This is a genomic window from Paraburkholderia sp. J41 (genome assembly GCF_905220235.1).
Classification (GTDB): Bacteria; Pseudomonadota; Gammaproteobacteria; order Burkholderiales; family Burkholderiaceae; genus Paraburkholderia.
On the sequence record NZ_CAJMZE010000035.1, the window covers coordinates 25,505 to 49,915 of the forward strand.

A 24,411-nucleotide genomic window follows, 5' to 3' on the forward strand; every position below is an offset into this window, starting at 1 on the left:
CGCGGAGAGTGCGACATGACGAACGGGGAAAAGATCAGCATCGTGCTGATCGAAGACGACGACGGCCACGCGACGCTCGTCGAGCGCAACTTGCGCCGCTCGGGGATTTCGAACGGCTTCATGCGCTTTCGCGACGGTCAGGAAGCGCTCGATTATTTTTTCGGCGATCCGCGGACGCCAGCGGCCTCGGCAGGCGGCGCGGCGCCTTACCCGTCGCGCGAAACGCTGGCGAATTTCGTGGTGCTGCTCGATTTGCGTATGCCGCGCGTGGACGGTTTCGAGGTGCTGCGGCGGCTCAAGGGCGATCCGGCCACGGCCGCGGTGCCCGTGATCGTGCTGACGACCACCGACGACCCGCGCGAGATCGAGCGCTGTTACGAACTGGGCTGCAATGTGTACATTACGAAACCTGTCGAATATGACGCTTTCATCGAAGCCGTGCGGCGGCTCGGCTTCTTTCTCCAGGTCGTGAAGCTGCCGCCGGGTCATCGCTTTGTCATGCAGCCTTCAACGAACGCATGACGACACCGCCGAAACCGGCGGACGTTCGCGAATGGCACGGACGATACAACCGCTACAACAGAATTGCACTACGCATGGAACGAACACGCATGGAACGATGCGCGCAAACCAGTCCGGGGGGACGCGACGCGCATGAGTGAAGACGCTACGCTGCTCACCGGCGCGCACGTGCTCGTCGTCGACGACGACGAAGGCATCCTGCGCCTCGCCCGCAAGTCGCTCGTGCGCGCCGGCGCGCGCGTCGACACTTGCACCCGTGTCGCCGACGCGCGCGCGCTGCTCGCATCCGACCGGCCCAATGTCCTCGTGCTCGACTATCAACTCGACGGCGCGGAAACCGGCCTCGATTTTTTCCGTCGCCTGCGCGCCGACGACGTGCGCGTGCCGGCCATCCTCGTCACGGGTTTCACCGACGAATCGCGCGTGATCGCCGCGCTGCGTGCCGGTGTGTCGGACGTCGTGCCGAAGTCGGGCGATTATCTCGACTATCTGCCCGAAGCCGTCGCGCGCGTGCTCTCGCAAACGGAGCTGCAACGCGCATCGGACGAAGCCCTGCTGCTGCGCGATCGCGAGGAGCATTACCGCACGCTTTCCGAAGCGCTGCCGCACCTCGTGCTCACCTGCGGCGCCGACGGCGAATGCGATTTCCTCTCGAAGCAATGGCTCGACTACACGGGGCTCGGCCCGCAGCAATCGCGCGAAGCGCCGTCGCACGCGCTTGCATGGCTCGACGCCGTGCATCCCGACGACCGCGAGGAAATCCGCCGCACGTGGCTGGATGCCGCGAAAGGCGGCGCAGCCGAATACCGGCACGAGCTGCGCATCCGGCGGCACGACGGCGTGTACCGATGGTTCGATCTCCGAATCATTGCGATGCGCGACCCGCGCGGCGGCGTGAACAAGTATTTCGGCAGTTGCACCGACATCGACGCGCAACGCGAAGCGACCAAGGAACGCGAGCGTTTGCTCGCATCCGAGCAGGCCGCGCGCCAGGCCGCCGAAGAGGCGAACCGCGCGAAAGACCGTTTTCTCGCCATGCTGTCGCACGAGTTGCGCACGCCGCTCACGCCGGTGCTCGCGGGCACGCATCTGCTCGAACAGATTCCGGGCTTGCCCGAAGCCGCGCGCGAAGGCGTGCTGATGATCCGCCGCAATATCGAACTGGAAGCGCGGCTGATCGACGATCTGCTCGATCTCACGCGCGTGGCCAACGGCAAGCTGAGCCTCACGCTCGACGCCGTGAACGTGCACGAAGTGATCTCGGCCGTGCTCGACCTCTTTCACAGCGAGATCCAGACCAAGCAGCAGGAAGTGCATGTCGATCTGCGCGCGAGCCGGCATCATGTGCGCGGCGACCGCGCGCGCCTTCAGCAGATGCTCTGGAATCTCGTGCGCAACGCCGCGAAATTCACGCCCGACGGCGGCCACATTTACGTGCGCACGCGCGACGAACCCATGCAGGTCGAAATCGAAGTGGAGGACACCGGCATCGGTATCGCGCCGGAGCAGATCGGCAAGCTTTTTCGCGCGTTCGAGCAGGGCAGCCACAACCATACGCGCCAGTTCGGCGGCCTCGGGCTCGGGCTCGCCGTCACGCGCGCGCTCACCGAAGCGCATGGCGGGCGCGTGAGCGCGAAAAGTCCGGGCACGCATTGCGGGGCGACCTTCACGATCGTCTTGCCGACGGTGGAGGCGCCCGTCGTGACGCCGGCCGTCGCCGATTTGCACGCGCCGTATCTGGCGAGCGCGTTAAACATCCTGCTCGTCGAGGATCACGACGACACGGCCGAAGTGATGTCGCAACTGATACGCGCGCTCGGTCACGACGTGGCGGTGGCGGGCAGCGTGGCGGGCGCGCTCGCGCTTTCGGCGGCGGAGCGCTTCGATCTCGTCGTCAGCGACATCGGCTTGCCGGACGGCTCGGGCATCGACTTCATCCGCACGTTTCGCACGCATTCGACGGCGCCCGCGATCGCGCTCACGGGTTTCGGCACCGACGACGACGTGCGCCGCAGTATCGAGGCGGGTTTCACGGCGCATCTCACGAAGCCCGTCAACTTCCTCCAGCTCGAACGCCTGATCGAACAGGCCGTGGCCGCGCGCGCCACCGCCGAGCCCGGCGCCGCGCCCTGAATTCCCGCACGGGCCTGCCTTGGTGGAATCCATGAAAAAAAGCCCGCGCGGCGAAGGCCGGCACGGGCTTTTGCGGCGATTCCAGCGCGCTTGCGTGCGCTTGCGCGTGTGTTAGCGCGGCGTGTTCTTCAGCGAGTCGCGGATTTCGCGCAGCAGCAGCACGTCTTCGGGCGTGGGCGGCGGCGCGGCGGGCGCGGCTTGCTCGGGCTTGCGCAGCTTGTTGATGAATTTCACCATCAGAAAAATGATGAAGGCGAGGATGATGAAATTGATCAGCACGGTGATGAACGAGCCGTAGCCGAACACCGCCACGCCGGCGCCTTGCAGGTCTTTGTACGAGTCGGGATTGCCTTTGAACGACGCGGGAATCGCGCCGAGGCGGATGAACTGGTTCGAGAAGTCGAGGCCGCCGGTCACCACGCCGATGACCGGCATGATGAGATCTTTCACGACTGAATTGACAATGCTGGAAAATGCGCCGCCGATAATGACACCGACGGCGAGATCCATCACATTGCCTTTGACGGCGAATTCCTTGAACTCCTTGATCATGCTCATGAGCAGGCTCTCCATGAAGGGGGCGGCACGGGCTTGGGGACAAAACGCCGCATTCGCGCAATGATAGCGAACGCTCCCGTAACGCGGTAGCAATTTGACATTGCCTGACATTGCAAGGCAACGCCGACCGGCTGGCGATCGGCGTTCGCGGGCCGTGAAACCGGCTGCGAATTTGCCTGTGCGTGCAACGAAAGCTTCGGTCAGACGATGGTTTGCGGACGCACGTCGCGTGCCCATGGCAGCGCGGTTTGGCTAGCGTGCAAGCGCGATGTGCTCGTGAAACGTGGAGGAATCGGTGTTCGTGCCGCACAGTAGCACGCCCACGCGCTTGCCTTGCAGCGGGTCGCGCAACGGGCCGAGGAGCGCGGCCGTGGCCGCCGCGCAGGCCGGTTCCACAGCCAGCTTGAGCTGTTCGAAAAGCAGCCGCATCGCGCGGCGCAAGGCGTCGTCGGAGACCGTGACGATGCGCTCCACATGGCGGCGGCACAGCGTATAGCTGTATTGCTCGGTGTGCGGCGACATCAGCGAATCGGCAATCGAGTGCATGCGCGCCATGCGCACCGTGTGATTGGCCGCGAAACTCTGGCTCATCACGTTCGCGCCTTCCGGCTCCACGCCGTACACGCGCACGCCCGGATTCGCGAGCCGCAACGCCGTCGCCATGCCCGCGGCGAGACCGCCGCCGCCGATCGGCACGATCACCGCGTCGAGGTCGGGCGCCTGCGTGGCCCATTCGTAACCGAGCGTGGCCGTGCCGAGCACCGTGCGGTAGCCGTTGAAGGGATGCACGTAGTAGCGGCCTTCGTCGGTTTCGATGCGCCGCACGATGTCGAAGGCTTCCACGCTATTGGACGCCACGACGATCTCCGCGCCGAAACGCCGGCACTGCGCGATGCGCGCCTCGCCCGCCGTGCGAAACAGCACGACTTTCGCGCCGATGCCGAGCCGCATGGCCGCATACGCCACCGCGATGGCGTGATTGCCGCCCGAGACGCAGGTCACGCCCGCGCTGCGTTGCGCGGCGTCGAGCGCGAGCAGGTGCGTGAACGCGCCGCGCACCTTGAAACTGCCGCTCGCTTGCAGGAGTTCGAACTTGAAGTTGACGAGCGTGCCTTCGAGCGAAGCGAGGTCGTGGCGGTCGAACACGGGCGTGCGCACGAGCCACGGCGCGAGCGCGAAGTGCTGCGAAGCGATCTCGTCGAGCGTGGGAATCGGCTCGCCGTCGATGGTGGGGTCGGTGGGCAGCGGTGCGGCGGTGGACATGGCGCGGGTCGCTCCGTGCATCAGCGTGCGCGCGCGTCCACGGCCAACCCGCGTACGAGCTTGCGCAGAAAATTTTCGCAAGCCGCGAGTTGATCGAGCGAGACGAATTCGTTGGGCTTGTGCGCCTGCTGGATGTCGCCGGGGCCGCACACCACGCTCGGAATGCCGGCGTTCGCGAAAAGGCCCGCCTCCGTGCCGTAGGCGACCTTGCGGCGCGCGTCGTCGGCGGTGAGGGCGCGCACGAGTTGCGTGATCGCGGCCTGCTCGGCGGCGTCGAGTCCGGGAGCGGCGGCGACTTTCGTGAATTCGATGGCGCCCGCCGCGTTCTCGCGCTGCATCTTCGGCACGAGCGTTTCGCGCGCGTACTGCTCGATTCGCGCGAAGATCGCGTCGGGGTCGAGCGTGGGCAGATTGCGGAATTCGAACGCGAAGCGGCATTCGGCGGGCACCGTGTTCACGGCATTGCCGCCTTCGATCGTGCTCGTTTGCGCCGTGGTGAACGGCACGTCGTAAAGCTCGTCGAACGGGCCGTTGGCGCGGAATTCGTCGGCGATATCGCGAATGCGGCAAATGAGGCGCGCCGCGTATTCGATGGCGTTCAGGCCGCGCGGCGTGAGCGACGAATGCGCCGCGTGACCGCGCACGCAGCATTGATAGACGTTGATGCCCTTGTGCGCCACGATCGGCCGCATGCTGGTGGGTTCGCCGACGATGCAGCCCTCGGGCTTCACGCCGCGCTTCATCAGTTCCTCGATCATGAGCGGCGCGCCCACGCAGCCCACTTCCTCGTCGAACGACAGCGCGAAGTGCAGCGGTTTGGCGAGCTTCGTTTGCAGCATCTCGGGAACGAGCGAAAGCGCCGTGCCGATAAAGCCTTTCATGTCGCAGGTGCCGCGGCCGTAAAGCAGGCCGTCGCGAATCTCGGGCTTGAACGGGTCGCTATCCCACTTCTGGCCGTCCACGGGAACGACGTCGGTGTGGCCGGAGAGCACGATGCCGCCCTGGGTCGAGCCGTCGTGGGCGGGCAGCGTGGCGAACAGGTTGGCCCATTTGCCGTCGTGGCCGTAGGTGAGCGTGGCCTCGACGCCGCGCGCGCGCAGGTCGTCGCGCACGGTCTCGATCAGGCCGAGATTGGGATGGCGGCTGACCGTGTCCATCGACACGAGGCGCGTGATCCAGGCAAGCGCGGCAGGAAGTGAAGCAGTGGAGGCGGCGGATGGAGACTGCGCTGCGTCAGCGGCGTGGGACATGGTGAACTCCGGCTAGCGTGTGCGCTTCATCTTACCCAAAAAGAATCGGGCAGGCTAAGCCGGATGGCTGGCTGGTGCGGTGCAGCACGGTTTTGCCGCCACGATCGGCGCGACCGGCGGCCGTGCGCGGCAGGCGCGATGTCGATCGGCGTGAGTGGACACGCGCGGGAGAGACGCGCGGGAAGAAAGACGCGCAGGGGAAAGCGCGCAAACACGTGCAGGAAACACGCGAAAACGCCCGCGTGGACCGGCGATCCACGCGGGCGTCGGCAACATTGCCCACCGCGAGCGGTCAACGCGCGGCGTTGGCGCGCGGCGGCGAGCCGAGCGCGCGCAGCGTTTCCTTCACGGTGGCCACGCGCACGGCGAGATCGGGGCTGCGCGTTTCGATGCGCAACTTGTCCTGTCCCGCGAGCTTGATGTGCTTGTGCTTCTGCACCATCTCGATGATGCGCATGGCGTCGATCGGCGGATTGGGCACGAACTGCAAGCCGATCACAGCCTCGGCCGCGTCGATCTTGGTAATGCCGAGCGGCTTCGCGGCAAGGCGCAGGCGATGCGTTTCGATCAGCGCGTGCGCCTGCGGCGGCATCTTTCCGAAACGGTCGATCAACTCTTCCTGAATGCCGTCGATCGAATCGTCGTGCTCGCAGTTCGCAAGGCGTTTGTAAAGCGACAGGCGCTCCTGCACGTCGCCGCAATAATCGGCGGGCAGGATCGCGGGCGCATGCAGATTGATTTCCGTGGTCGCGGCGAGCGGCGCGTTCAGGTCCGGCTCGCGGCCGTCCTTCAGCGCCTTCACGGCGTCGTTGAGCATGTCGGTGTAAAGCTGGAAGCCGATTTCCTGAATCTCGCCCGACTGCTTGTCGCCGAGCACCTCGCCCGTGCCGCGAATTTCGAGGTCGTGCATCGCCAGATAAAAGCCCGAGCCCAGTTCCTCCATCTGCTGAATCGCTTCGAGGCGGCGCTGCGCCTGCTTCGTAAGCCCTTGCGGATCGTGTACGAGCAAATACGCATAGGCCTGATGGTGCGAGCGCCCGACGCGCCCGCGCAACTGGTGCAACTGCGCGAGGCCGAACTTGTCGGAGCGGTGGATCAGGATCGTGTTCGCGGTCGGCACGTCGATGCCGGTTTCGATGATGGTCGTACAGAGCAGCACGTTCGCGCGCTGACCCACGAAGTCGCGCATCACGGCTTCGAGTTCGCGTTCGTGCATCTGGCCATGCGCCACCGCGATGCGCGCCTCGGGCACGAGCGCTTCGAGCATCGCGCGGCGATTCTCGATGGTTTCGACTTCGTTGTGCAGGAAGTACACCTGGCCGCCGCGCTTGAGTTCGCGCAGCATCGCTTCGCGAATCACGCTGTCTTCCTCGCGGCGCACGAAGGTCTTGATCGCCAGACGCTTTTGCGGCGCCGTGGCGATCACCGAAAAATCGCGCAGGCCTTCGAGCGCCATGCCGAGCGTGCGCGGAATCGGCGTGGCGGTGAGCGTGAGCACGTCCACCTCCGCGCGCAGCGCCTTGAGCGCTTCCTTCTGACGCACGCCGAAGCGGTGTTCCTCGTCGATGATCACGAGCCCGAGGCGCTTGAACTGCACGTCGGACGACAGCAGCTTGTGCGTTCCGATCACGATGTCCACGCTGCCGTCGTTGATCTGCTGGATCGCGCTCGACACTTCCTTCGCCGTCTTGAAGCGCGAGAGTTCCGCGATGCGCACGGGCCAGTCGGAAAAGCGGTCGGTGAAGGTTTGCGTATGCTGCTCGGCGAGCAGCGTGGTGGGCGAGAGAATCGCGACCTGCTTGCCGCCCATCACGGCGATGAAGGCCGCGCGCAACGCCACTTCGGTCTTGCCGAAACCCACGTCGCCGCACACGAGGCGGTCCATCGGCTTGCCGCTCGTCATGTCGCCGATCACGGCCGCGATGGCCGCGGCCTGGTCGGGCGTTTCCTCGAAGCCGAAGCTCTCCGCGAACTTCACGTAATCCTTCGGTTCGAGCGCGAACGCGTGGCCTTCGCGCGCGGCGCGGCGTGCATAGAGGTTCAGCAGCTCGGCGGCGGTGTCGCGAATCTGCTGCGCGGCCTTGCGGCGCGCCTTTTCCCACTGGCCCGAGCCGAGCGCGTGCAGCGGCGCGCTATCGGGATCGGCGCCGCTGTAGCGCGAGATCACGTGCAGTTGCGAAACCGGCACATAGAGCTTGCTGCCGTTCGCGTATTCGAGGTGCAGGAATTCGGTGTCGCCTTCGCCGAGATCCATCGTCACGAGGCCGTGATAGCGGCCGATGCCGTGCTGCGCGTGTACGACCGGATCGCCCACTTTCAGCTCGGAGAGGTCGCGCACCATCGAATCGACGTTGCTTGCCTGTTCCTGGCGCCGGCGGCCCGCGCGGCGCGCGAGCGGGCCGTACAGCTCGGTTTCGGTGATGACGGCGAGTTTCTCGCCCGGCAGCGCAAAGCCCGTGGACAACGGCGCGACGCCGAGCACGAAGCGCTCGTCGCTCGTGAGCCAGTCTTCGAAACTGTCGGCGGAAGCGGGGCGCAGGCGATTGTCGGCAAGCAGTTGGGCGATGGTCTCGCGCCGGCCTGCCGATTCGACCGCGAACAGCACGCGGTTTGGCGTGGTGTCCAGATACGCGCGCAGCGAGGCGAGCGGATCGTCGGCATGACGGTCGATCGCGAGGCCCGGCAGCGGCACGGCCCAGCCGCCTTCGCTCGCGGCGGGCAGCACGAGGCGCGCGAACGGCTTGGCGAGCGTGAAGAAGTCTTCGTCGGTCAGGAACAGGCGCTTCGGTTCGAGAATCGGGCGCTCGCGGTCATGCGAGAGAAAGCTGTGGCGCTGCTTCGTGTCGTTCGTGAAGCGGCGGATCGACGCTTCGAGATCGCCGGAAAACACCAGTTGCGCGTTGTCGGGCAAGTAGTGGAATAGCGTGGCCGTGTCTTCGAAAAAGAGCGGCAGATAGTATTCGATGCCCGCGGAAGGCACGCCGTTGCCGATGTCCTTGTAGAGCGGCGCGCGGCTCGGGTCGCCTTCGAACACTTCGCGCCAGCGGCTGCGAAACGCCGTGCGCGAGGCTTCGTCGAACGGAAATTCGCGGCCCGGCAAGAGCCGCACGTCCTTGACCGGATAGAGGCTGCGCTGGCTGTCCGGGTCGAACGCGCGGATCGAATCCACCTGATCGTCAAACAGGTCGATACGGTACGGCAGGGGCGAGCCCATCGGAAAGAGGTCGATCAGCGAGCCGCGCACGCAGTATTCGCCGGGCCGCACCACCTGGCTCACATGCTCGTAGCCGGCGAGCGTGAGCTGCGACTTGAGCTTCGCTTCGTCGAGCCGCTCGCCTTGCGAGAACGAGAACGTGTAGGCGGCCAGGAACGAGGCCGGCGGCATGCGGTAGAGCGCCGTCGTCGCGGGAACGATGAGGACGTCGCAGCGGCCTTCGCCGAGATCGTGCAGCGTCGCGAGGCGCTCGGAAACGAGATCCTGGTGCGGCGAAAACGTGTCGTACGGCAGCGTTTCCCAATCCGGCAGCAGGCGCACGCGCGCGCCCGGCGAGAAGAACGGGATTTCCTGCGCGAGCCGCTGGGCGTCCACGGCGCTGGCGCAGATCACGGCCAGCAGCGGCGCCGCGCCCGCCCGCGCGCTTGCGGCCTCGCGGTAACGGGCGATCAGGAGCGCATCGGACGAGCCGTGCGTGCCGTCGAATGCGTAGCGCTGCCCCGGCTTGACGACGGCAACGGGAGACGGCGACGCGGACGGTGACTGCGGGGAAGCGGCGGTATCGGGCATAGGCTACGGGTGGAGCGTCGCGCAAGCTGCTCGCGCGCACGCTCGGGTTGTATCGGCAATCGGTATCTACGTATCTTGCGAAGCTGCGAATCCACACGCGGCCCCGGCGCTTCGGCGTTCTTCGGCCGGCGAGGCGGGGCACGGGCTCGGGACACGCAATGTAGCCCAAAAAGTTTGGGGCCGGATTCCGGCGTTCAAGGGCGACAATCGTTCGCGAACGTTGCATCGGCCGATTTTTGCGGATTGCTTCGCGGGTTGTCGCCGATTTCGTCCGAAAAACGAAAGAATGCGGCACCCAACTTTGATCGGACGCCGCGCGCGCGGCGCTCGCACGACCGGCCGACGCCCGAATCGCGCCAAATCCGTGGCAATTCGGTGCGCCGTTGCGGTCAAAGGCCGTGCCGACCAGGGACCTATTATAAAATCCGTCCTTTACTTTGACTCATGCGGTTCGCGATTCCGTGACATCACGCCTTTTTGCCCTGATTCCGTGCGCCGGCACCGGCAGCCGATCGGGGTCGGCCATGCCGAAACAATATCGAATCGTCGCCGGACGTGACCTCCTGCACTTTACGCTCGCCGCTTTCGGCGCCTGCCCGGAGTTCGCGCAGACGCTCGTGGTGATTTCGCCCGACGACGCCTGGTTCGACGCCGCGCGCTTCGACGGCTTGCGCTTTGCCGCGCGCCGCTGCGGCGGCGCTTCGCGTCAGGCCTCCGTGTACAACGGGCTGGGCGCGCTGAGCGAATTCGGCGCGCGCGACGACGACTGGGTGCTCGTACACGACGCGGCGCGCCCCGGCATCACGCCCGGCCTGATCCGCACGCTCGTGGACACGCTCAAGGACGACGCCGTGGGCGGCATCATGGCGCTGCCCGTGGCCGACACGCTCAAGCGCGTGACCGCCGAAGCCTGCGCCGCGCCGGGCGCGCGCATCGCCCGCACCGAAGCGCGCGACGGCCTTTGGCAAGCGCAAACGCCGCAGATGTTTCGCATCGGCATGCTGCGCTCGGCGATCGAGCGCGCGCAACAGGAAGGCCACGACCTCACCGACGAAGCCAGCGCGATCGAATACGTCGGCCATACGCCGCGCCTCGTGCAGGGCAGCCTGCGCAATTTCAAGGTGACGTACCCCGAAGATTTCGCGCTCGCCGAAGCGATCCTGAACGGTCCCGCGCAATAAGCGTCGTCGAGCGATCGTCGACCTCGCGCCATTTCTTCATCAACCGGAAACCCCACATGGACATCAGAATCGGACAGGGCTACGACGTGCATGCGCTCGTGCCGGGACGCCCGCTCGTCATCGGCGGCGTGACGATTCCCTACGACCGCGGCCTGCTCGGCCATTCGGACGCCGACGTGCTGCTGCACGCGATCACCGACGCGCTGTTCGGCGCGGCCGCGCTCGGCGACATCGGCCGCCATTTCCCGGACACCGACAAGCAGTTCTACGGCGCCAACAGCCGCGTGCTGCTGCGCGAATGTCTGCGCCGCGTGCAGGACGCGGGCTTCACGCTCGTCAACGTGGATACCACCGTGATCGCGCAGGCGCCGAAGCTCGCGCCCCATATCGAGGCGATGCGCGCGACCATTGCCGAGGACCTGCAACTGCCGGTCGATCGCGTGAACGTGAAGGCCAAGACCAACGAAAAGCTCGGCTATCTCGGCCGCGGCGAAGGCATCGAAGCGCAAGCGGCCGTGCTGCTCACTCGCGCCTGAGCGACATTTTTACCCTTGTTTTCAAGGGTAAAAATTACGCGGCGCGCAGCTCGCGTGCCCGCCTCTCCTGAAACGGCGACGGTTGCGGCTGCAACGATCGGCTTTTTTCTTGCCGATTAATTTTCGTTTTTTTCGCCCTCATACTAAGTCCTCAACCGGAAGCGGGGAGGGCGATGACGGGAATCGAAAAACGCGTGAAAGGCCTGGACGGCCTGCGGGCCATCGCGGTCGTGCTCGTGTTCCTCTCGCACAAGGCGCACGTCGATGCCGTCGACGCGGGCAAGATCGGCGTATGGCTGTTTTTTCTGATCAGCGGTTATCTGATCATCGGCGAGCTGCATCGCAACCGGCTACGTATCGAAGCGCAGGGCGCGCGCCGCGCCGCGCTGCTCTACGTGTTCTTCATGAAGCGCGCGCTGCGTATTTTCCCCGTTTACTACCTGCTGCTGATTGCGCTCGCCATCGCGCACGCGAGCTTCTATCAGCGCGACGTCGAGCTTGGGCTCGCATGGCATTTCGTATTCCTCTCCAATTACTGGATCGGCGTGGTGCACGACGGCTGGCCGGGCACCGTTTCGCATTTCTGGAGCCTTGCGGTCGAGCAGCAGTTCTATCTCGTCGCGCCGTTCGCGCTGCTGTTCGTGCGGGCGGCGCGGCATGGGCTGCTGTGCGCGATGGTGATCGGCGCGGCGGCCGTTGCGCATCTCATGCTTTATGCCGACGGCGCCATCGAGCCGCTCATCTACGCTTTCTCGCTGTGGAACTTCGCGATGCTCGCGTTAGGCGGCGTATTGGCGATTGGCGGTTCGCGCGTGACGGTGCGCTCGCGCGCGGCGAGCGCCGCGTGGCTCGCGGCCGCGTCGGCGGCGGTGGCCGCTTTCGCGTTGGCGCGCGCGAACTGCGCCGCATGTGAGGCCAACCCGGCGCGCGTGGGCGCATTGATGCCAGGCGTGCTCGACATCGCGCTCGCGCTTGCCCTGGCCGCGCTCTTTCTCTGGCTCGTGCGGCGGCAAGACAGCGTGCTCGTGGCCGCGCTCGAAGCGCGCCCGCTCGCGTATCTCGGCACGATCAGCTACGGCTTCTATCTCTTTCACAACCTCGTGCCGTCGCGGCTGGGCGTCGCGCCCGGCTTCTACGCGCGCCTGCACTTGCCCGACGCCGCGCAAACGCTCGTCGCGCTCGTGTTGCAATTCGCGCTCGCCGTGCTGCTCGCGCATCTCTCGTGGCAGTTGCTGGAAAAGCGCGTGCTCGAATGGAAGCGGCCGCTCGAGGCGGCCATCCGCAACCGTCTGCCCGCGCGCGCCGCGGCGGACCCGACCTGAGGCCGCGTCATGCAAGCCAAACGCCGCGCTAAAGCGTCGCGCCGCCGACTTCGCGGCCGCCGGGGCACAATTCGCCGGTGCGCAGACCATCGAGCACGCGCAGGACTTCCTCGGCGCTGCGTCCGACGTTCAGGTTGTTCACCGTGACGTGCTGGATGGTGTTGTCGGGATCGACGATAAAGGTCGCGCGCAACGCCACGCCCGCTTCCTTGTCGCGTATGCCGAGCTGGTCGATCAGTTCGCCCTTGGTGTCGCCGAACGAGTAGTGATTGAGCCGGTTCAGTTCGGGATTCTCGCGGCGCCACGCGAGCTTCACGTATTCGTTGTCGCAACTGCCGCCGAAGATCACGGCTTCGCGGTCGTCGAATTCCTTGATGAGACGCGCGAACGCCACGATCTCGGTCGGGCACACGAGCGTGAAGTCCTTCGGGTAGAAGTAGATGATCTTCCACTTGCCGGAAAAGCTCTGCTCGGTGAGTTCGGCGAACGCCGACTCGCCGTTTTCCTCGGGATGATTGAAGCCGGGCTTCGCGGCCGTGACGGTGAAGGCTTCGAGCTTGTCGCCGACGGTTTTCATGGCGGAAATCCTCAAGAAGAAAATGCATCCGGACGCCGGGTGCGTCCTTCCTGAAATCGATTGTGGCAAAAGCGGGCGGCGCGTGCCGCGAGCGCGCCGCCCGCCGACGCCGCCCGCCACGTCGAACGGCGCGAGAGGGCGAGTCCTAGACGGTCGCGCCCTTGGCGAGCGGGAATTCGATCGTCACTTCGAGGCCGGGGCCGGGCAGGCGGTTGCGCAGCCGCAGCGCGCCGCGATAACGGCCCACGAGCCGCTGCACGATGGCCATGCCGAGACCGGTGCCGTTGGCCTGCGTGCGCGCCGTGTCGACACGGTAGAACGGCCGCGTGACGAGCGAAAGCTGGTCCTCGGGAATGCCGGGGCCTTCGTCGACCACGGACAATTCCACGCGCGAATGCGACACGCGCGTTTCGAGCATGATGTGCGGAATGCCGTCGGTTTCGCTCGCGCCGTACTTGCGCGCGTTCTCGATCAGATTGCCGACCACGCGGCGCATGTCGGTGTCGTCGGCTTCGATCATGGCCGAAGGCGCGAGCCGCGTGATGAGGCGCACGCCGTCCTCGCTCGCCATGCGCGCGGCCATTTCGCCCGCGATCACGGAAAGGTCGACGCGCTCGGTCACGCGCTGGGAAGGCCGCGCGTAGTCGAGGAAACGGCCGATGATCATGTCCATCTGCTCGATGTCGTCGATCATGGCGTCCTTGGTCGCCTGGTCGGACGGGCTCATCTCGGTTTCGAGCCGCAGCCGCGCGAGCGGCGTGCGCAGGTCGTGCGAGATGCCCGCGAGCATGAGCGCGCGGTCGGCCTCCAGTTGCTCGAGGTCGCGCACCATCTGGTTGAACGAGCGATTGGTTTCCGCCGCCACGCCCATGCCGCTTTCGGGCAACTGCGCGGGCGATTGCCCCGAGCCGACCATGCGCGCCGACATGGCGAGCCGCGCGAACGGCCGGTTCACGAGACTCGTGATGAAGGCCGCGCCGAACAGCGAGAGCGCGAGCGCCGAGATGCCCCATCCCACCCATTGCAGGCCCGTCACGTTGTCGAGCTGATCGCGGTCGAGCGCGACCCAGTAATCGTCGTCGTCGATCTTGAAGCTGATCCACACGCCCGGAATGTCGTTCACGGACTGGGCGATCACGGTGTCGTCGCCGAGCCGCCCGCGAATGTCGTGTTCGATCAGACGATTGAGCGATTCGTCGGGCTGGAGCTTGTATTTGTCCGTCGATTCGCGCGGGTACACGCGCACGCCTTCGTTGCTTTCCAGATCCTGAAGCAGCGCGCGGCGCAGGTCGGGATCGGAATAGAGCAGCGCCGTGCGCGTGAGCTTGACCACGGCGACGAGTTGAAGCGCCACGCGCTGCGCGCGCGGCTCCCGCTCGATCACGCGAAAGCTCTGGAACCAGGCCGCGAGACTGACCGCGATAAGCAGCGCGATGAGCAGGAAGGTGCGCCAGAACAGGTCGCCGAACGCGAGCGTCAGCAGCCGGCGGTCAATCCGCATGAATCCTTCCTGTCAACTGATGAGCCACGAACGACACCCGGCGCACAGCGGTGCTGCGGGCGCCATCAAGCCGCGCCGTCGGGGATGAAGACGTAGCCGAGACCCCAGACCGTCTGGATGAAGCGCGGGCTGCCGGGATCGGGCTCGATGAGCTTGCGAAGGCGCGAGATTTGCACGTCGAGGCTGCGGTCGAACACTTCGTATTCGCGGCCGCGCGCGAGTTCCATGAGCTTTTCGCGCGAGAGCGGCTGGCGCGGATGACGCGCGAACACCTTGAGCACGGAAAATTCGCCCGTGGTGAGCGGAATTTCCTGGCCGGCCTTGGTGAGCGTGCGGGTGGCGAGGTTCAGCGCGAATTCGCCGAACTCGAACACTTCGGTGGTTTCGGACGGCGCGCCCGGCAGTTCCGAAGGCGCCTGGCGGCGCAGCACCGCGTGAATGCGCGCGACGAGTTCGCGCGGGTTGAAGGGCTTGGGCAGATAGTCGTCGGCGCCCATTTCGAGGCCCACGATGCGGTCGACGTCCTCGCCCTTCGCGGTGAGCATGATGATGGGCGTACGGTCGTTGCTGCCGCGCAGGCGCCGGCAGATCGACAGCCCGTCTTCGCCGGGCAGCATGAGGTCGAGCACGAGCAGGTCGAAGCGCTCGCGCACCCAGAGCTTGTTCATTGCCGGAGCGTTCTCGGCAACATATACGTTGAAACCTTGCTCGCCGAGGTAGCGGCGCAGCAGGTCCCGCAGGCGGGGATCGTCGTCGACGACGAGAATTTTGGACGGGTTCTTGGTTTCCATGCCTGGCATCTTAGCGCGATTGGATAGAAGTAAGAGTTTGCACTGATTATGAGGTTACAGTCAGTTACAAAATTTACCCGGGCTGTGCTACGGCATCAAGCACTGACAGATAGACTTCTTTACGTTCGGCGGCTGTTCGGTAGATACTTCATTCGATTTTCCACTCCTGCCCGCAAAAATTCCGGGTCTGCACATGTATTCGAGGTAGCCGTTTGCCGCGTCAAGAAGGGAACAATACGATGGGAGGGGTAAGGCCGACAATGCGCCACACCATGATTGCACTGGCGCTGGCCGGTGGCGTGGTGGTTGCGTTTGAATCGGCGCCAGCCAGAGCCCAGCCTTCCGCGGACCGGTACGAGAATTCACAGCCGATGGGCCGCGCGCCGGGCGGCAAATTCTCGATGCGGCGCGTTCGCGGCGAGGCGCCGCCGCGTCCCGCCTCCGACCTCAATCAGCGCGCCGCCGTGCCGCCCGACCTCGACCAGCGCCGCCGCGACGGCCACATGACGCCTGACGAGCGCCGCCTCTTGCGTCAACATATCGAAGACGCCGTACGCGAGCTGTACAAGCGCTAGACACGCGCCAGGCGCCGCGTTCGCCGTTCCCGCTGTTTTCCGTCGGTTCCCGCAATTTCCCCGCCGTTCTCTCAGTCGTTTCTTAGTACGCCCCTCGTACTAAACGTGTTTTCCGCCTTGAATATTCCCGCGATACGTGCGCAATGCCGCGATATCGACAAAGCACGTCCGCGCGAAACAAGCATTACGACGTATTACGTCAAAACGGTCAAAGCGCTGAAAAGACGCACTGAAAAATCCGGTTGCAATTGCGCGGCGCGCCGCCGTCAACATTCGCTCGCACGCAGCCGTTAAGCCGCTACCTTGGTGACTCGCGCGTGCTGCATCGGCGCGCCTCATTTTCATGAGCGAAACCCGCCGCCATTCATCGCGCGTTGCGCCGCAAGCGAACGCCGCGCCCGACGAAGCCACGCTCGTCGACGCCGACGACGCGCGTCATCTGCTCGTTCGAACGGGCTTCGCGCCGCGTGCCGAAGAGGTCGCGCCTTACGTCGGCCTCGCGCGCGCGGACGCCGTGGCGCGCGTGCTGGCCACGGCTCGCACGGAACCCGTCGTGCCGATGCCCGCGTGGGTCGCGCAATTGCCGCCGAGCCGCGAGCAACGCCGCGCCTGGACGCCCGAGGCGCGTCTCGCGGAGCAGCGCGAGCGCGGTGCGCACTACGATGAACTACGCGCGTGGTGGGTGCGCGAGATGCTCGTCACGCCTTCGCCGCTGACGGAGCGCATGACGCTTTTCTGGCACGGTCATTTCGCGTGCGGACAGGACAAGGTGGGCGAGCCACGGCTGATGGCCGCGCAGAATGCGACGCTGCGGCGCGGCGCGCTCGGCAGTTTTGCGTCGATGCTGCACGCCGTCGCGAAAGATCCCGCCATGCTGCTTTATCTCGATGGCGCAAGCAATCGCAAGGGCCGCCCCAACGAGAATTTCGCGCGCGAGGCGATGGAGCTTTTCACGCTCGGCGAAGGGCAATACACGCAGCGCGACGTGACCGAAGCGGCGCGCGCCTATACGGGCTGGAACCTCGACCCCGACACCTCGGCGTTCGTCTGGCGCGCCGATCTTCACGACGACGGCGAGAAGACCGTGCTCGGGCGCACCGGCGCCTTCGACGGCGACCAGGTGCTCGACATCCTGCTCGCGCAGCCGCAAACTGCGCGATATGTTTGCGCGAAACTATGGCGCGAGTTCGTGAGCCCGCAGCCCGACGACGCACAACTCAGCGACGTGGCCGACCGCTTTCGCGCGAGCCGCTATGACGTCAAAGTGGCGCTCGGGGCGCTGCTGCTCACGCCCGCGTTCTGGGACGAAGCCAATCGCGGGGTGCTGGTCAGCTCGCCGGTGGAATTCATCATCGGCACGATGCGGCGTTTCGAGGTTGCGTACGGCGACACCTTGCCGCTCGCGCGTCGTTCGGCGGCGCTGGGCGAAAATCTCTTCTATCCGCCGAACGTGAAGGGTTGGCCCGGCGGCGCGGCGTGGATCAACAGTTCGACTTTGCTTTCGCGCAAGCAGTTTGTCGATGCGCTCTTTCGTGCGACGGAGGCGGCGCGGCCCGCGAAGCCGCATGCGGCCTCCGAGGCGAAGAAAAGCGCGGCTTCCGACCTGACCGCGAACGCCGCAATGAACGGCGCGGGGCGCAACGCGATGCAAGGCGGCATGCGTTTCGATCTCGACGGCTGGCTCGCGCATTTCGGTCTGGAAGCCGATACCGTGCCGGCGCTTTCGGCACAGTTGCAGATGCAACACGCCGTGCTGCCGCTTGCGCCCGTGGACGCGATCGCGGCCGGCAGCAATGCGGGTGCGTATCTTCAGGCGCTCCTGATGGACCCGGTTTATCAGCTCAAGTAGACGCGGCAACGTGCCGGCGATCCGCGTGCTACTCATTGACGGCACCCGCTGCCGCCGCCCCCAACCACGAGGCGATGCATGAAACGACGCGATTTTCTGACGGCTTCCGCCATGGCGGCCACCTCGCTCTGGCTCCCCGGCGCGGCGCGCGCGCAAGCCGTGGGCGAGATGCGCGGCGTGCAGGACGCGCACAATGCGCGCCGCTACGACAACCTGCTGATCCTCGTCGAGTTGAAGGGCGGCAACGACGGTCTCAACACCGTCATTCCCTACGCCGATCCGCTATACGGACGTTATCGGCAGAACATCGGCATCGCGCGCGAGCAAGTGTTGCAGCTCGACGAACGCACGGCGCTGCATCCGTCGCTCGCGCCGCTCATGCCGATGTGGCGCGCGCACGAACTCGCGATCGTGCAGGGCGTGAGCTATGCGCAGCCGAACCTCTCGCATTTCCGCTCGATCGAGATATGGGACACGGCTTCACGCGCCGACGAATATCTGCGGGAAGGCTGGCTTACGCGCGCATTCGCGGGCGCGCCCGTGCCGCCCGGTTTCGCCGCCGACGCACTCGTGCTCGGCAGCGCCGAAATGGGGCCGCTCGCGAACGGCGCGCGCGCCATCGCGCTCGTGAATCCGGCGCAGTTCGCGCGCGACTCGCGCTTGGTCACGCCGGTCGCGCTCAAGGAACGCAATCCGGCGCTCGCGCATATTCTCGACGTCGAAAACGACATCGTGCATGCCGTCGATCAGCTACGGCCGCGCGCGGGCGGTTATGCGTTGAAGACCTCGTTTCCGCAGGGCGCATTCGGCGCGTCGATCAAGACCGCGCTGCAGGCGCTCGCGTCGGGCGACACGCCGCAAGGCGCGCCGGTGCCGGGGCACGGCGTCGCGGCCATTCGTCTCACGCTCAACGGTTTCGACACGCATCAAAACCAGCCGCAACGTCACGCCGATCTGCTGCGCCAGTTCGCCGAAGGCATGGTCGCCCTGCGTGCCGCGCTCGTGGAACTCGGGCGCTGGAATCGCACGTTGATCGTCACCTATGCGGAATTCGGGCGGCGCGTACGCGAGAACCAGAGCCGCGGCACCGATCACGGCACGGCGGCCGCGCATTTCGTTTCGGGCGGTCGTGTGGCGGGCGGGCTGTACGGCGAGGCGCCGCAGCTCGCGCGGCTCGACGGCAACGGCAATTTGCCCGTGAGCGTCGACTTCCGGCAAATCTATGCGACGGTGCTCGGGCCGTGGTGGGGGCTCGACGCGCGGGCGGTGTTGCAGCAGCGTTTCGAGCCGCTGCCGCTGCTGCGCGCTTGATGCGGGGCAGCCCGGCAGGGGATTCGAAATTGATTGGGAGAGCGTACTAATTGCGGCGCGCGGCGCGCCACGCGATCCAGAGCTTGCGGATCGGCGTAAGCGCGATCTGTTGATGCAGCACCTGAAACTGCTCGCGTTCCACTTCGTCGAGAAGCGCGAGTTCGAGCGCTGCGAGCGCACGCAGGCAGCGCTGATCGCGGCGCGCATCGGCGGGAATCGCGTTCAGCGCGGCGTGTACGCCTTCTCTTGCGCGCGCCGTCTGAAACTGCATGAGTTCCGTGAATTCGGCGCTGTAACGGCGATTGATGAGATCGGCGGCCGTGACGTTGTAGCGCTGCAATTCGTCGATGGGAATATAGATGCGGCCGTGGCGCGCGTCGTTGCCGATCTCGGGTACGAACTGCGCCATCGCGAGCGCGGTGCCGAGCGGCGCCGCCCAGCGTTCGGCGTCGCGGCGTGCTGCCTCGCTGCTCGCGCTTGCTTGCGCGACGAGTGTGACGAACGTGCCGCCCACGCCGTTCGTGTAGCGGCGCAGATTCGGCAGATCGAGATAGCGCGCCTGTTCGAAATCCATCTCGAAGCCCGCAAGCAGCGCCTGCAAACCCGGATAGATCGCGCCCGCATCGCCAAGGTGCCGGGCCAGTGCCTTCGTGACCGGATGCGACGGATTGCCGGCCGCGAGCGCGGCCAGTTCCTTCTGCCACCAGGCGAGCTTCGTGCGGCCAACCGTGGGGTCGCTCGTTTCCTTCGCGGTTTCCTCCAGTTCGCGGCGCAGCGCGAAGAGGGCGGTCAACAGCGGCTGGCGCGCGGCGCTGGCCTGACGCAGCGCGTAATAGCTGCCCGATCCGGGAGGCGCCGCTTTTTGCTGGCAGTAATCGTCGAAATTCACGGCGTTGGGAATGTGGGGCGATGCCGTGCGTGCCGCGGTGAACGCGCGCCGCGAAGGCGAAGCGGCGATTCTAGCATCGGCCCATGTTTCGGGCCGGGCGGGGTGCAGACAAGCGCGGGGCAATCGGTTAGAATCTCGCGCTTGCACCTTCGGGGCGGGCGGAAATCGAGGCCCGGAACGTCGAGTCGTCGTCGGGATTTTGGGGGATTCGATCGAAACCTCACCGAGCGGCAGCAGTAAAGCGCGAGATTCGCGTGAGTGGCGAAATTGGTAGACGCACCAGGTTTAGGTCCTGACGCCCGCAAGGGTGTGCCGGTTCGACTCCGGCCTCACGCACCACAATGAAAAAGGCCACGTACCCAACGAGCGGTACGTGGCCTTTTTGTTTTTCGCGAACTGTTTTCCCGGCTTCGCCTGCATGGCGCGGCCGGGGCAACGCCATCGAATCCGCTTATCGCCTTTGCGGTCTCAGGCTTCGGGCTGTATCGCCTCGATGACCTTGTCGAGCGCGCGTGCGAGTGCGTCGCGCTCGCTCTCGTCGAGGCTCGCGAACAAGTCGACGTTCCATTTGCGCGCGATCGGCATGACCTTGCGGTACAACTCGCGGCCTTCGGTGGTGAGCGAGACCAGCACGAGACGGCCGTCCTGCTCGCTCGTCTCGCGGCTCAGCAAACCGCGGCGCATCAGCGCCTCGGCCGCGCGGCTCGCCTGGCTCTTGTCGAGATTCGCGTGCCGCGCCAACTCCATCACGGAAAATGGGCCGAACGCGCCCACGGCCGCGATGAGCCGCGCCTCGGGCAACGTGATGCCGAGCTTCGACTGATAACGTTCCGATGAGCCCCGTTCGGAGAGCTTGTTGAGGACATGCAGCCGATAGGTCAGGAATTGTTCGAGTCCGGCTTTGCTTGCCTTCATGGGAGTCCTGGTCTGGTCGCGTGGGAAGGGCGCGAGCGGGTCGCGATTCTTGTGATTGTTGTCCCTTCCCGGCCACGGGTCAACGCGTCGAAACCCTTGTGCCGCCCGCTCGATATGCGCACGAATCTATTAATCGCTTACTGCGGAACGTTGCGCGGAAAACATGTGCCGGATCGGCCGATGACGCCCGATAACACCCGACAACACCGAGTCAGGCGCGTGCGGGCGAGCCGTATCTCAGCCGCGTCAATTGCTCGGCTTCGTTCGCGAGCAGGCGCGCGGCGTCGCGAATCGCGGTGTCGAGCGTGATCGGGCCGGGCGCGGGCGAGAAGCAGCCCGCGAAATGCCCGGCGAGGCGCGGCAGCGCCGCCGGGTCGACGGCGCCCGACAGCAGCGTGGCCGGCACGCCCGCCGCCGCCGCGTGACGGCATGCGATGAAGGGCGCCTTGCCGTGCAAGGTTTGCACGTCCGAGCGGCCTTCGCCCGTGATGAGCCAGTCGGCGTTCGAAAGCGCTTCGTCCAAACCGATGGTGCGCGCAACGACTTCCGCGCCCGGCTCGAAGCTCGCGCCCAGCATGCGCAGCGCGAAGCCGAGTCCGCCCGCCGCGCCCGAGCCCGCTTCGTCGCGCATGCGGCGGCCGAGCGCCGCTTCGAGCAGATCGGCGAAACGGCCTAGCGCCGCGTCGATCGGCGCGACCTGTTCGGGCGTCACGCCTTTTTGCGGGCCGAACACGGCGGTGGCGCCGTGATCGCCGGTGAGCGGATTGTCGACGTCGGACATGCCTACGAAGGTCGTCTCGCGCAACCGCGCGTCGAGGCCGGAAACGTCCACGCGCGCCACGCGCGCGAGCGCTTCGGGGGTGGCTTCGAGCGCGTTGCCTTCGGCGTCGAAGAGGGCGAGGCCCAAGCCCGCGAGCAGGCCCGCGCCGCCGTCGTTCGTGCTGCTGCCGCCGAGCGCCACATAGAAACGCCGCACGCCTTCGTCGAGCAACGCGCGAATGGCTTCGCCCATGCCGCGCGTGCTGCGCGCCGCGACGGGCACGCCCATGCCGACCGGGTCGGTGATGCCGACGATTTCGGCCGTTTCGACGATCGCGCTGCCGTCGTGAAGCAGGCCGACGGTCGCGTCGCGCCGCGCGCGCGCCGCGCCTTCGACGTTCATCGTGCGGCGCTCGCCGCCCACGGAAAGCATGGCGTCGAGCGTGCCTTCTCCGCCGTCGGCCATCGGGCGAATGCGGATGTCGGCGTCGGCGCGCACGCGGCGAATGCCTTCGGCAATCGCGGCGGCGACCCCGTCCGCGCTAAGCGAGCCTTTAAAAGAATCGGGAGCAATGACGACAACGGGAGCGTCGATCGACGTGTTCGGCATGGTGTCTCGTCTGGAAGAGTCATGGGAGCGGCTGCGGCCGGCGGGGCTTCCGGCGCGAGCGTTAGCTTAACAGTCTTGCCGCGTGCGCTGGATACGGGCCGGGCGATAGCGCGCATCGGCGCGGAGCATGGCGTTTGGCTCCCGGGCACGGCCACGGCAAGGCACGCGCTGCGCAGCAGGCCCAAGCGGGGCGAAAGTCGACCGCCGCGCGCCAAAAGCGCGCCCGATACGGCCTTTTTTCGCCGTGTTTTCGCACGATTTGCGCACTGGAACGCCAATTCCTCAGAGTCCGGGAAATAGTTTGCTAAAATACTTGGCTCTTTTGACGGAACCGCACCGCAAACCGCTCACTTCGGCGCAGTTGGCCCGCGCAGTTGGCCCGGTAAATGAACGTGAACGGATTGAACGTGAACGGGTCGGCGGGCTGTTCCGGAACGTGCGCCGCCGGCGTCGCGCCTCAAGCCGAAAACGGCTCCTGGCAGACATGCGGGCGTTGCGCACCGAGACGCAGGCGTTGCGGATGGCCGCATCGGAATGCGGCGCGCAAAGATCACAGATTACTGAATTCGCTCGATTAATTTTAGGACGATTGAAGCCATGGCTAACGTTGTTGAGAACCTCGGCAAGCTCGAACGCCGCGTGACGATTTCCCTGCCGAAGGATGCCGTGCAGAAAGAAGTCGATTCGCGCATTCGTCAACTCTCGAAGACCGTGCGCATGCCGGGTTTCCGCCCGGGCAAGGTGCCGCTCAAGATGGTCGCGCAGCAGTATTCGGGCCAGGTGGAAGCCGAAGTCCTGAGCGACAAGGTCGGCAAGGAATTCTTCGACATCAGCCGCGCTGAAAACCTGCGCGTCGCCGGCCAGCCGAGCTTCGCGCCGAAGGCCGAAGCCGCCGAAAGCGACTACGCGTTCGACGCGACCTTCGAGGTGTACCCGGAAGTGAAGCTCGGCGACGTCGCCAGCGCGGAAATCGAGCGCACGACCACGGAGATCACCGAAGCCGAAATCGACCGCACGCTCGACATCCTGCGCAAGCAGCGCGTGCATTTCCACGCACGCGGCGAAGCGGGCGAGCACGGTGACGGCGGCGCCGACACCGCCGCGAAGGAAGGCGACCGCGTGACGGTGGACTTCGTCGGCAAGATCGACGACGTCGCGTTCCCGGGCGGCAGCGCGGAAGGTTTCGCGTTCGTGCTCGGCGAAGGCCGCATGCTGCCGGAATTCGAAAAGGCGGCGCTCGGCCTGAAGCAAGGCGAGCAGCGCGAATTCGACCTCACGTTCCCCGAGGACTACCACGGCAAGGACGTCGCCGGTAAGACCGCGAAGTTCACGATCACGATGCAGCAGATCGAGTGGCCGCATCTGCCGGAAATCGACGCGGAATTCGCCAAGTCGCTCGGCATCGCCGACGGCGACCTCACGAAGATGCGCGCCGAGATCAAGGACAACCTCGAGCGCGAAGCGAAGCGCCGCACGCAGGCCATCGTCAAGAATCAGGTGATGGACGCGCTGCTCAAGATCGCCGAACTCGACGTGCCGAACGCACTCGTTGCGCAGGATCAGGAGCGCCTCGTCGAAATGGCGCGCGCGGACCTCGCGCAGCGCGGCGTGCCGAACGCCAAGGACGCGCCGATCCCGGCCGAAATGTTCAAGGAGCAAGCCGAACGCCGCGTGAAGCTCGGCCTCGTGCTCGCCGAACTCGTGAAGGCCAACGGCCTCGAAGCCAAGCCGGAGCAGATCCGCGCCGAAGTCGACGAATTCGCGAAAAGCTACGAAGACCCGAAGGAAGTCGTGCGCTGGTATTATTCCAACCAGCAGCGTCTGGCCGAAATGGAAGCCTATGTCGTCGAATCGAACGTCGTGGATTTCGTGCTCGGCAAGGCCAAGGTGACGGACAAGCAAGTTAGCTTCGAAGAACTGGCAAGCGCGACGGCGCAGGCTTAAATCTGCCCGCTACGGCGTGCCGGCTGTCGGGGCAACCGACGGCTAGCACGCCGTTTTTGTATCCGCGAGTTTTAGCCCTGTTGTTCGTGTGGTTGATTTGGCCGCGGTTCGTCGCCATACCGGTTTACCAGAATAACTTTT

The 24,411-nt window shown here is 65.8% G+C and carries 19 protein-coding genes and 1 tRNA gene; 10 read left to right on the plus strand and 10 right to left on the minus strand.

The window, feature by feature from the left end:
- Positions 1–15 precede the first annotated feature (15 nt).
- Both U5805_RS26375 and U5805_RS26380 read left to right on the plus strand, forming a co-directional pair.
- Positions 16–522, plus strand: a complete 507-nt coding sequence (locus U5805_RS26375; protein ID WP_322106458.1) for a response regulator — start codon at positions 16–18, stop codon at positions 520–522.
- Between the two features lie 132 nt (positions 523–654).
- On the plus strand, positions 655–2,655 hold the full coding sequence (locus tag U5805_RS26380; RefSeq protein WP_322106459.1) for a response regulator: 2,001 nt from the start codon (positions 655–657) through the stop codon (positions 2,653–2,655).
- Between the two features lie 111 nt (positions 2,656–2,766).
- On the opposite strand, the gene mscL is transcribed toward U5805_RS26380, so the two are convergent.
- The 4 genes from mscL to mfd form a co-directional block, all read right to left on the minus strand.
- Entirely contained in the window at positions 2,767–3,213 is a 447-nt protein-coding gene (gene mscL, locus U5805_RS26385) for a large conductance mechanosensitive channel protein MscL (RefSeq protein ID WP_322106488.1), read from the minus strand.
- A 252-nt stretch (positions 3,214–3,465) separates the two neighbouring features.
- Positions 3,466–4,476, minus strand: a complete 1,011-nt coding sequence (locus U5805_RS26390) for a threonine/serine dehydratase (protein WP_322106460.1) — start codon at positions 4,474–4,476, stop codon at positions 3,466–3,468.
- Between the two features lie 20 nt (positions 4,477–4,496).
- Positions 4,497–5,726: an acetylornithine deacetylase gene (argE, locus tag U5805_RS26395; RefSeq protein ID WP_322106461.1), complete on the minus strand. Its 1,230-nt coding sequence runs from the start codon at positions 5,724–5,726 to the stop codon at positions 4,497–4,499.
- Between the two features lie 292 nt (positions 5,727–6,018).
- The gene (mfd, locus tag U5805_RS26400) at positions 6,019–9,510 is read right to left on the minus strand and encodes a transcription-repair coupling factor (protein ID WP_322106462.1); all 3,492 of its coding nucleotides are present in this window, start codon (positions 9,508–9,510) and stop codon (positions 6,019–6,021) included.
- Positions 9,511–9,971: 461 nt separating this feature from the next.
- Between mfd and ispD the strand changes: the two genes are divergently transcribed.
- From ispD to U5805_RS26415, 3 genes are all read left to right on the plus strand, one after another.
- Entirely contained in the window at positions 9,972–10,691 is a 720-nt protein-coding gene (ispD, locus tag U5805_RS26405) for a 2-C-methyl-D-erythritol 4-phosphate cytidylyltransferase (RefSeq protein WP_322106463.1), read from the plus strand.
- A 56-nt stretch (positions 10,692–10,747) separates the two neighbouring features.
- Complete coding sequence (ispF, locus tag U5805_RS26410; RefSeq protein WP_322106464.1) at positions 10,748–11,227, plus strand: 2-C-methyl-D-erythritol 2,4-cyclodiphosphate synthase; 480 nt, start codon at positions 10,748–10,750, stop codon at positions 11,225–11,227.
- A gap of 173 nt (positions 11,228–11,400) precedes the next feature.
- A complete protein-coding gene (locus tag U5805_RS26415; protein ID WP_415914672.1) occupies positions 11,401–12,549 on the plus strand; it encodes an acyltransferase family protein in 1,149 nt (382 codons plus the stop codon).
- 28 nt (positions 12,550–12,577) lie between these two features.
- On the opposite strand, the gene U5805_RS26420 is transcribed toward U5805_RS26415, so the two are convergent.
- The 3 genes from U5805_RS26420 to ompR form a co-directional block, all read right to left on the minus strand.
- Entirely contained in the window at positions 12,578–13,126 is a 549-nt protein-coding gene (locus U5805_RS26420; protein WP_322106466.1) for a peroxiredoxin, read from the minus strand.
- 145 nt (positions 13,127–13,271) lie between these two features.
- On the minus strand, positions 13,272–14,627 hold the full coding sequence (locus U5805_RS26425; RefSeq protein WP_322106467.1) for an ATP-binding protein: 1,356 nt from the start codon (positions 14,625–14,627) through the stop codon (positions 13,272–13,274).
- Positions 14,628–14,692: 65 nt separating this feature from the next.
- Complete coding sequence (gene ompR / locus U5805_RS26430) at positions 14,693–15,427, minus strand: two-component system response regulator OmpR (protein ID WP_027814652.1); 735 nt, start codon at positions 15,425–15,427, stop codon at positions 14,693–14,695.
- 263 nt (positions 15,428–15,690) lie between these two features.
- Here ompR and U5805_RS26435 point away from each other — a divergent pair, with 263 nt between their 5' ends.
- From U5805_RS26435 to U5805_RS26445, 3 genes are all read left to right on the plus strand, one after another.
- Entirely contained in the window at positions 15,691–15,993 is a 303-nt protein-coding gene (locus U5805_RS26435) for a hypothetical protein (protein ID WP_322106468.1), read from the plus strand.
- A 343-nt stretch (positions 15,994–16,336) separates the two neighbouring features.
- Positions 16,337–17,842, plus strand: coding sequence for a DUF1800 domain-containing protein (locus tag U5805_RS26440; RefSeq protein WP_322106469.1), 1,506 nt, complete (start codon positions 16,337–16,339; stop codon positions 17,840–17,842).
- 78 nt (positions 17,843–17,920) lie between these two features.
- Entirely contained in the window at positions 17,921–19,153 is a 1,233-nt protein-coding gene (locus U5805_RS26445; RefSeq protein ID WP_322106470.1) for a DUF1501 domain-containing protein, read from the plus strand.
- Between the two features lie 46 nt (positions 19,154–19,199).
- Here the strand turns inward: U5805_RS26445 and U5805_RS26450 are convergent, their stop codons facing one another.
- Entirely contained in the window at positions 19,200–20,042 is an 843-nt protein-coding gene (locus U5805_RS26450; protein ID WP_322106471.1) for a squalene/phytoene synthase family protein, read from the minus strand.
- A 252-nt stretch (positions 20,043–20,294) separates the two neighbouring features.
- On the opposite strand from U5805_RS26450, the gene U5805_RS26455 reads away from it, so the two are divergent.
- Positions 20,295–20,381, plus strand: a tRNA-Leu gene (locus U5805_RS26455).
- Positions 20,382–20,510: 129 nt separating this feature from the next.
- On the opposite strand, the gene U5805_RS26460 is transcribed toward U5805_RS26455, so the two are convergent.
- Both U5805_RS26460 and U5805_RS26465 read right to left on the minus strand, forming a co-directional pair.
- Positions 20,511–20,957, minus strand: a complete 447-nt coding sequence (locus U5805_RS26460; RefSeq protein WP_322106472.1) for a MarR family winged helix-turn-helix transcriptional regulator — start codon at positions 20,955–20,957, stop codon at positions 20,511–20,513.
- Between the two features lie 211 nt (positions 20,958–21,168).
- Positions 21,169–22,326: a glycerate kinase gene (locus U5805_RS26465; RefSeq protein ID WP_322106473.1), complete on the minus strand. Its 1,158-nt coding sequence runs from the start codon at positions 22,324–22,326 to the stop codon at positions 21,169–21,171.
- Between the two features lie 597 nt (positions 22,327–22,923).
- On the opposite strand from U5805_RS26465, the gene tig reads away from it, so the two are divergent.
- Positions 22,924–24,270 (plus strand): trigger factor, encoded by a 1,347-nt coding sequence (gene tig, locus U5805_RS26470; RefSeq protein ID WP_322106474.1) that lies wholly within the window; start codon positions 22,924–22,926, stop codon positions 24,268–24,270.
- The last annotated feature ends 141 nt before the right edge of the window (positions 24,271–24,411 follow it).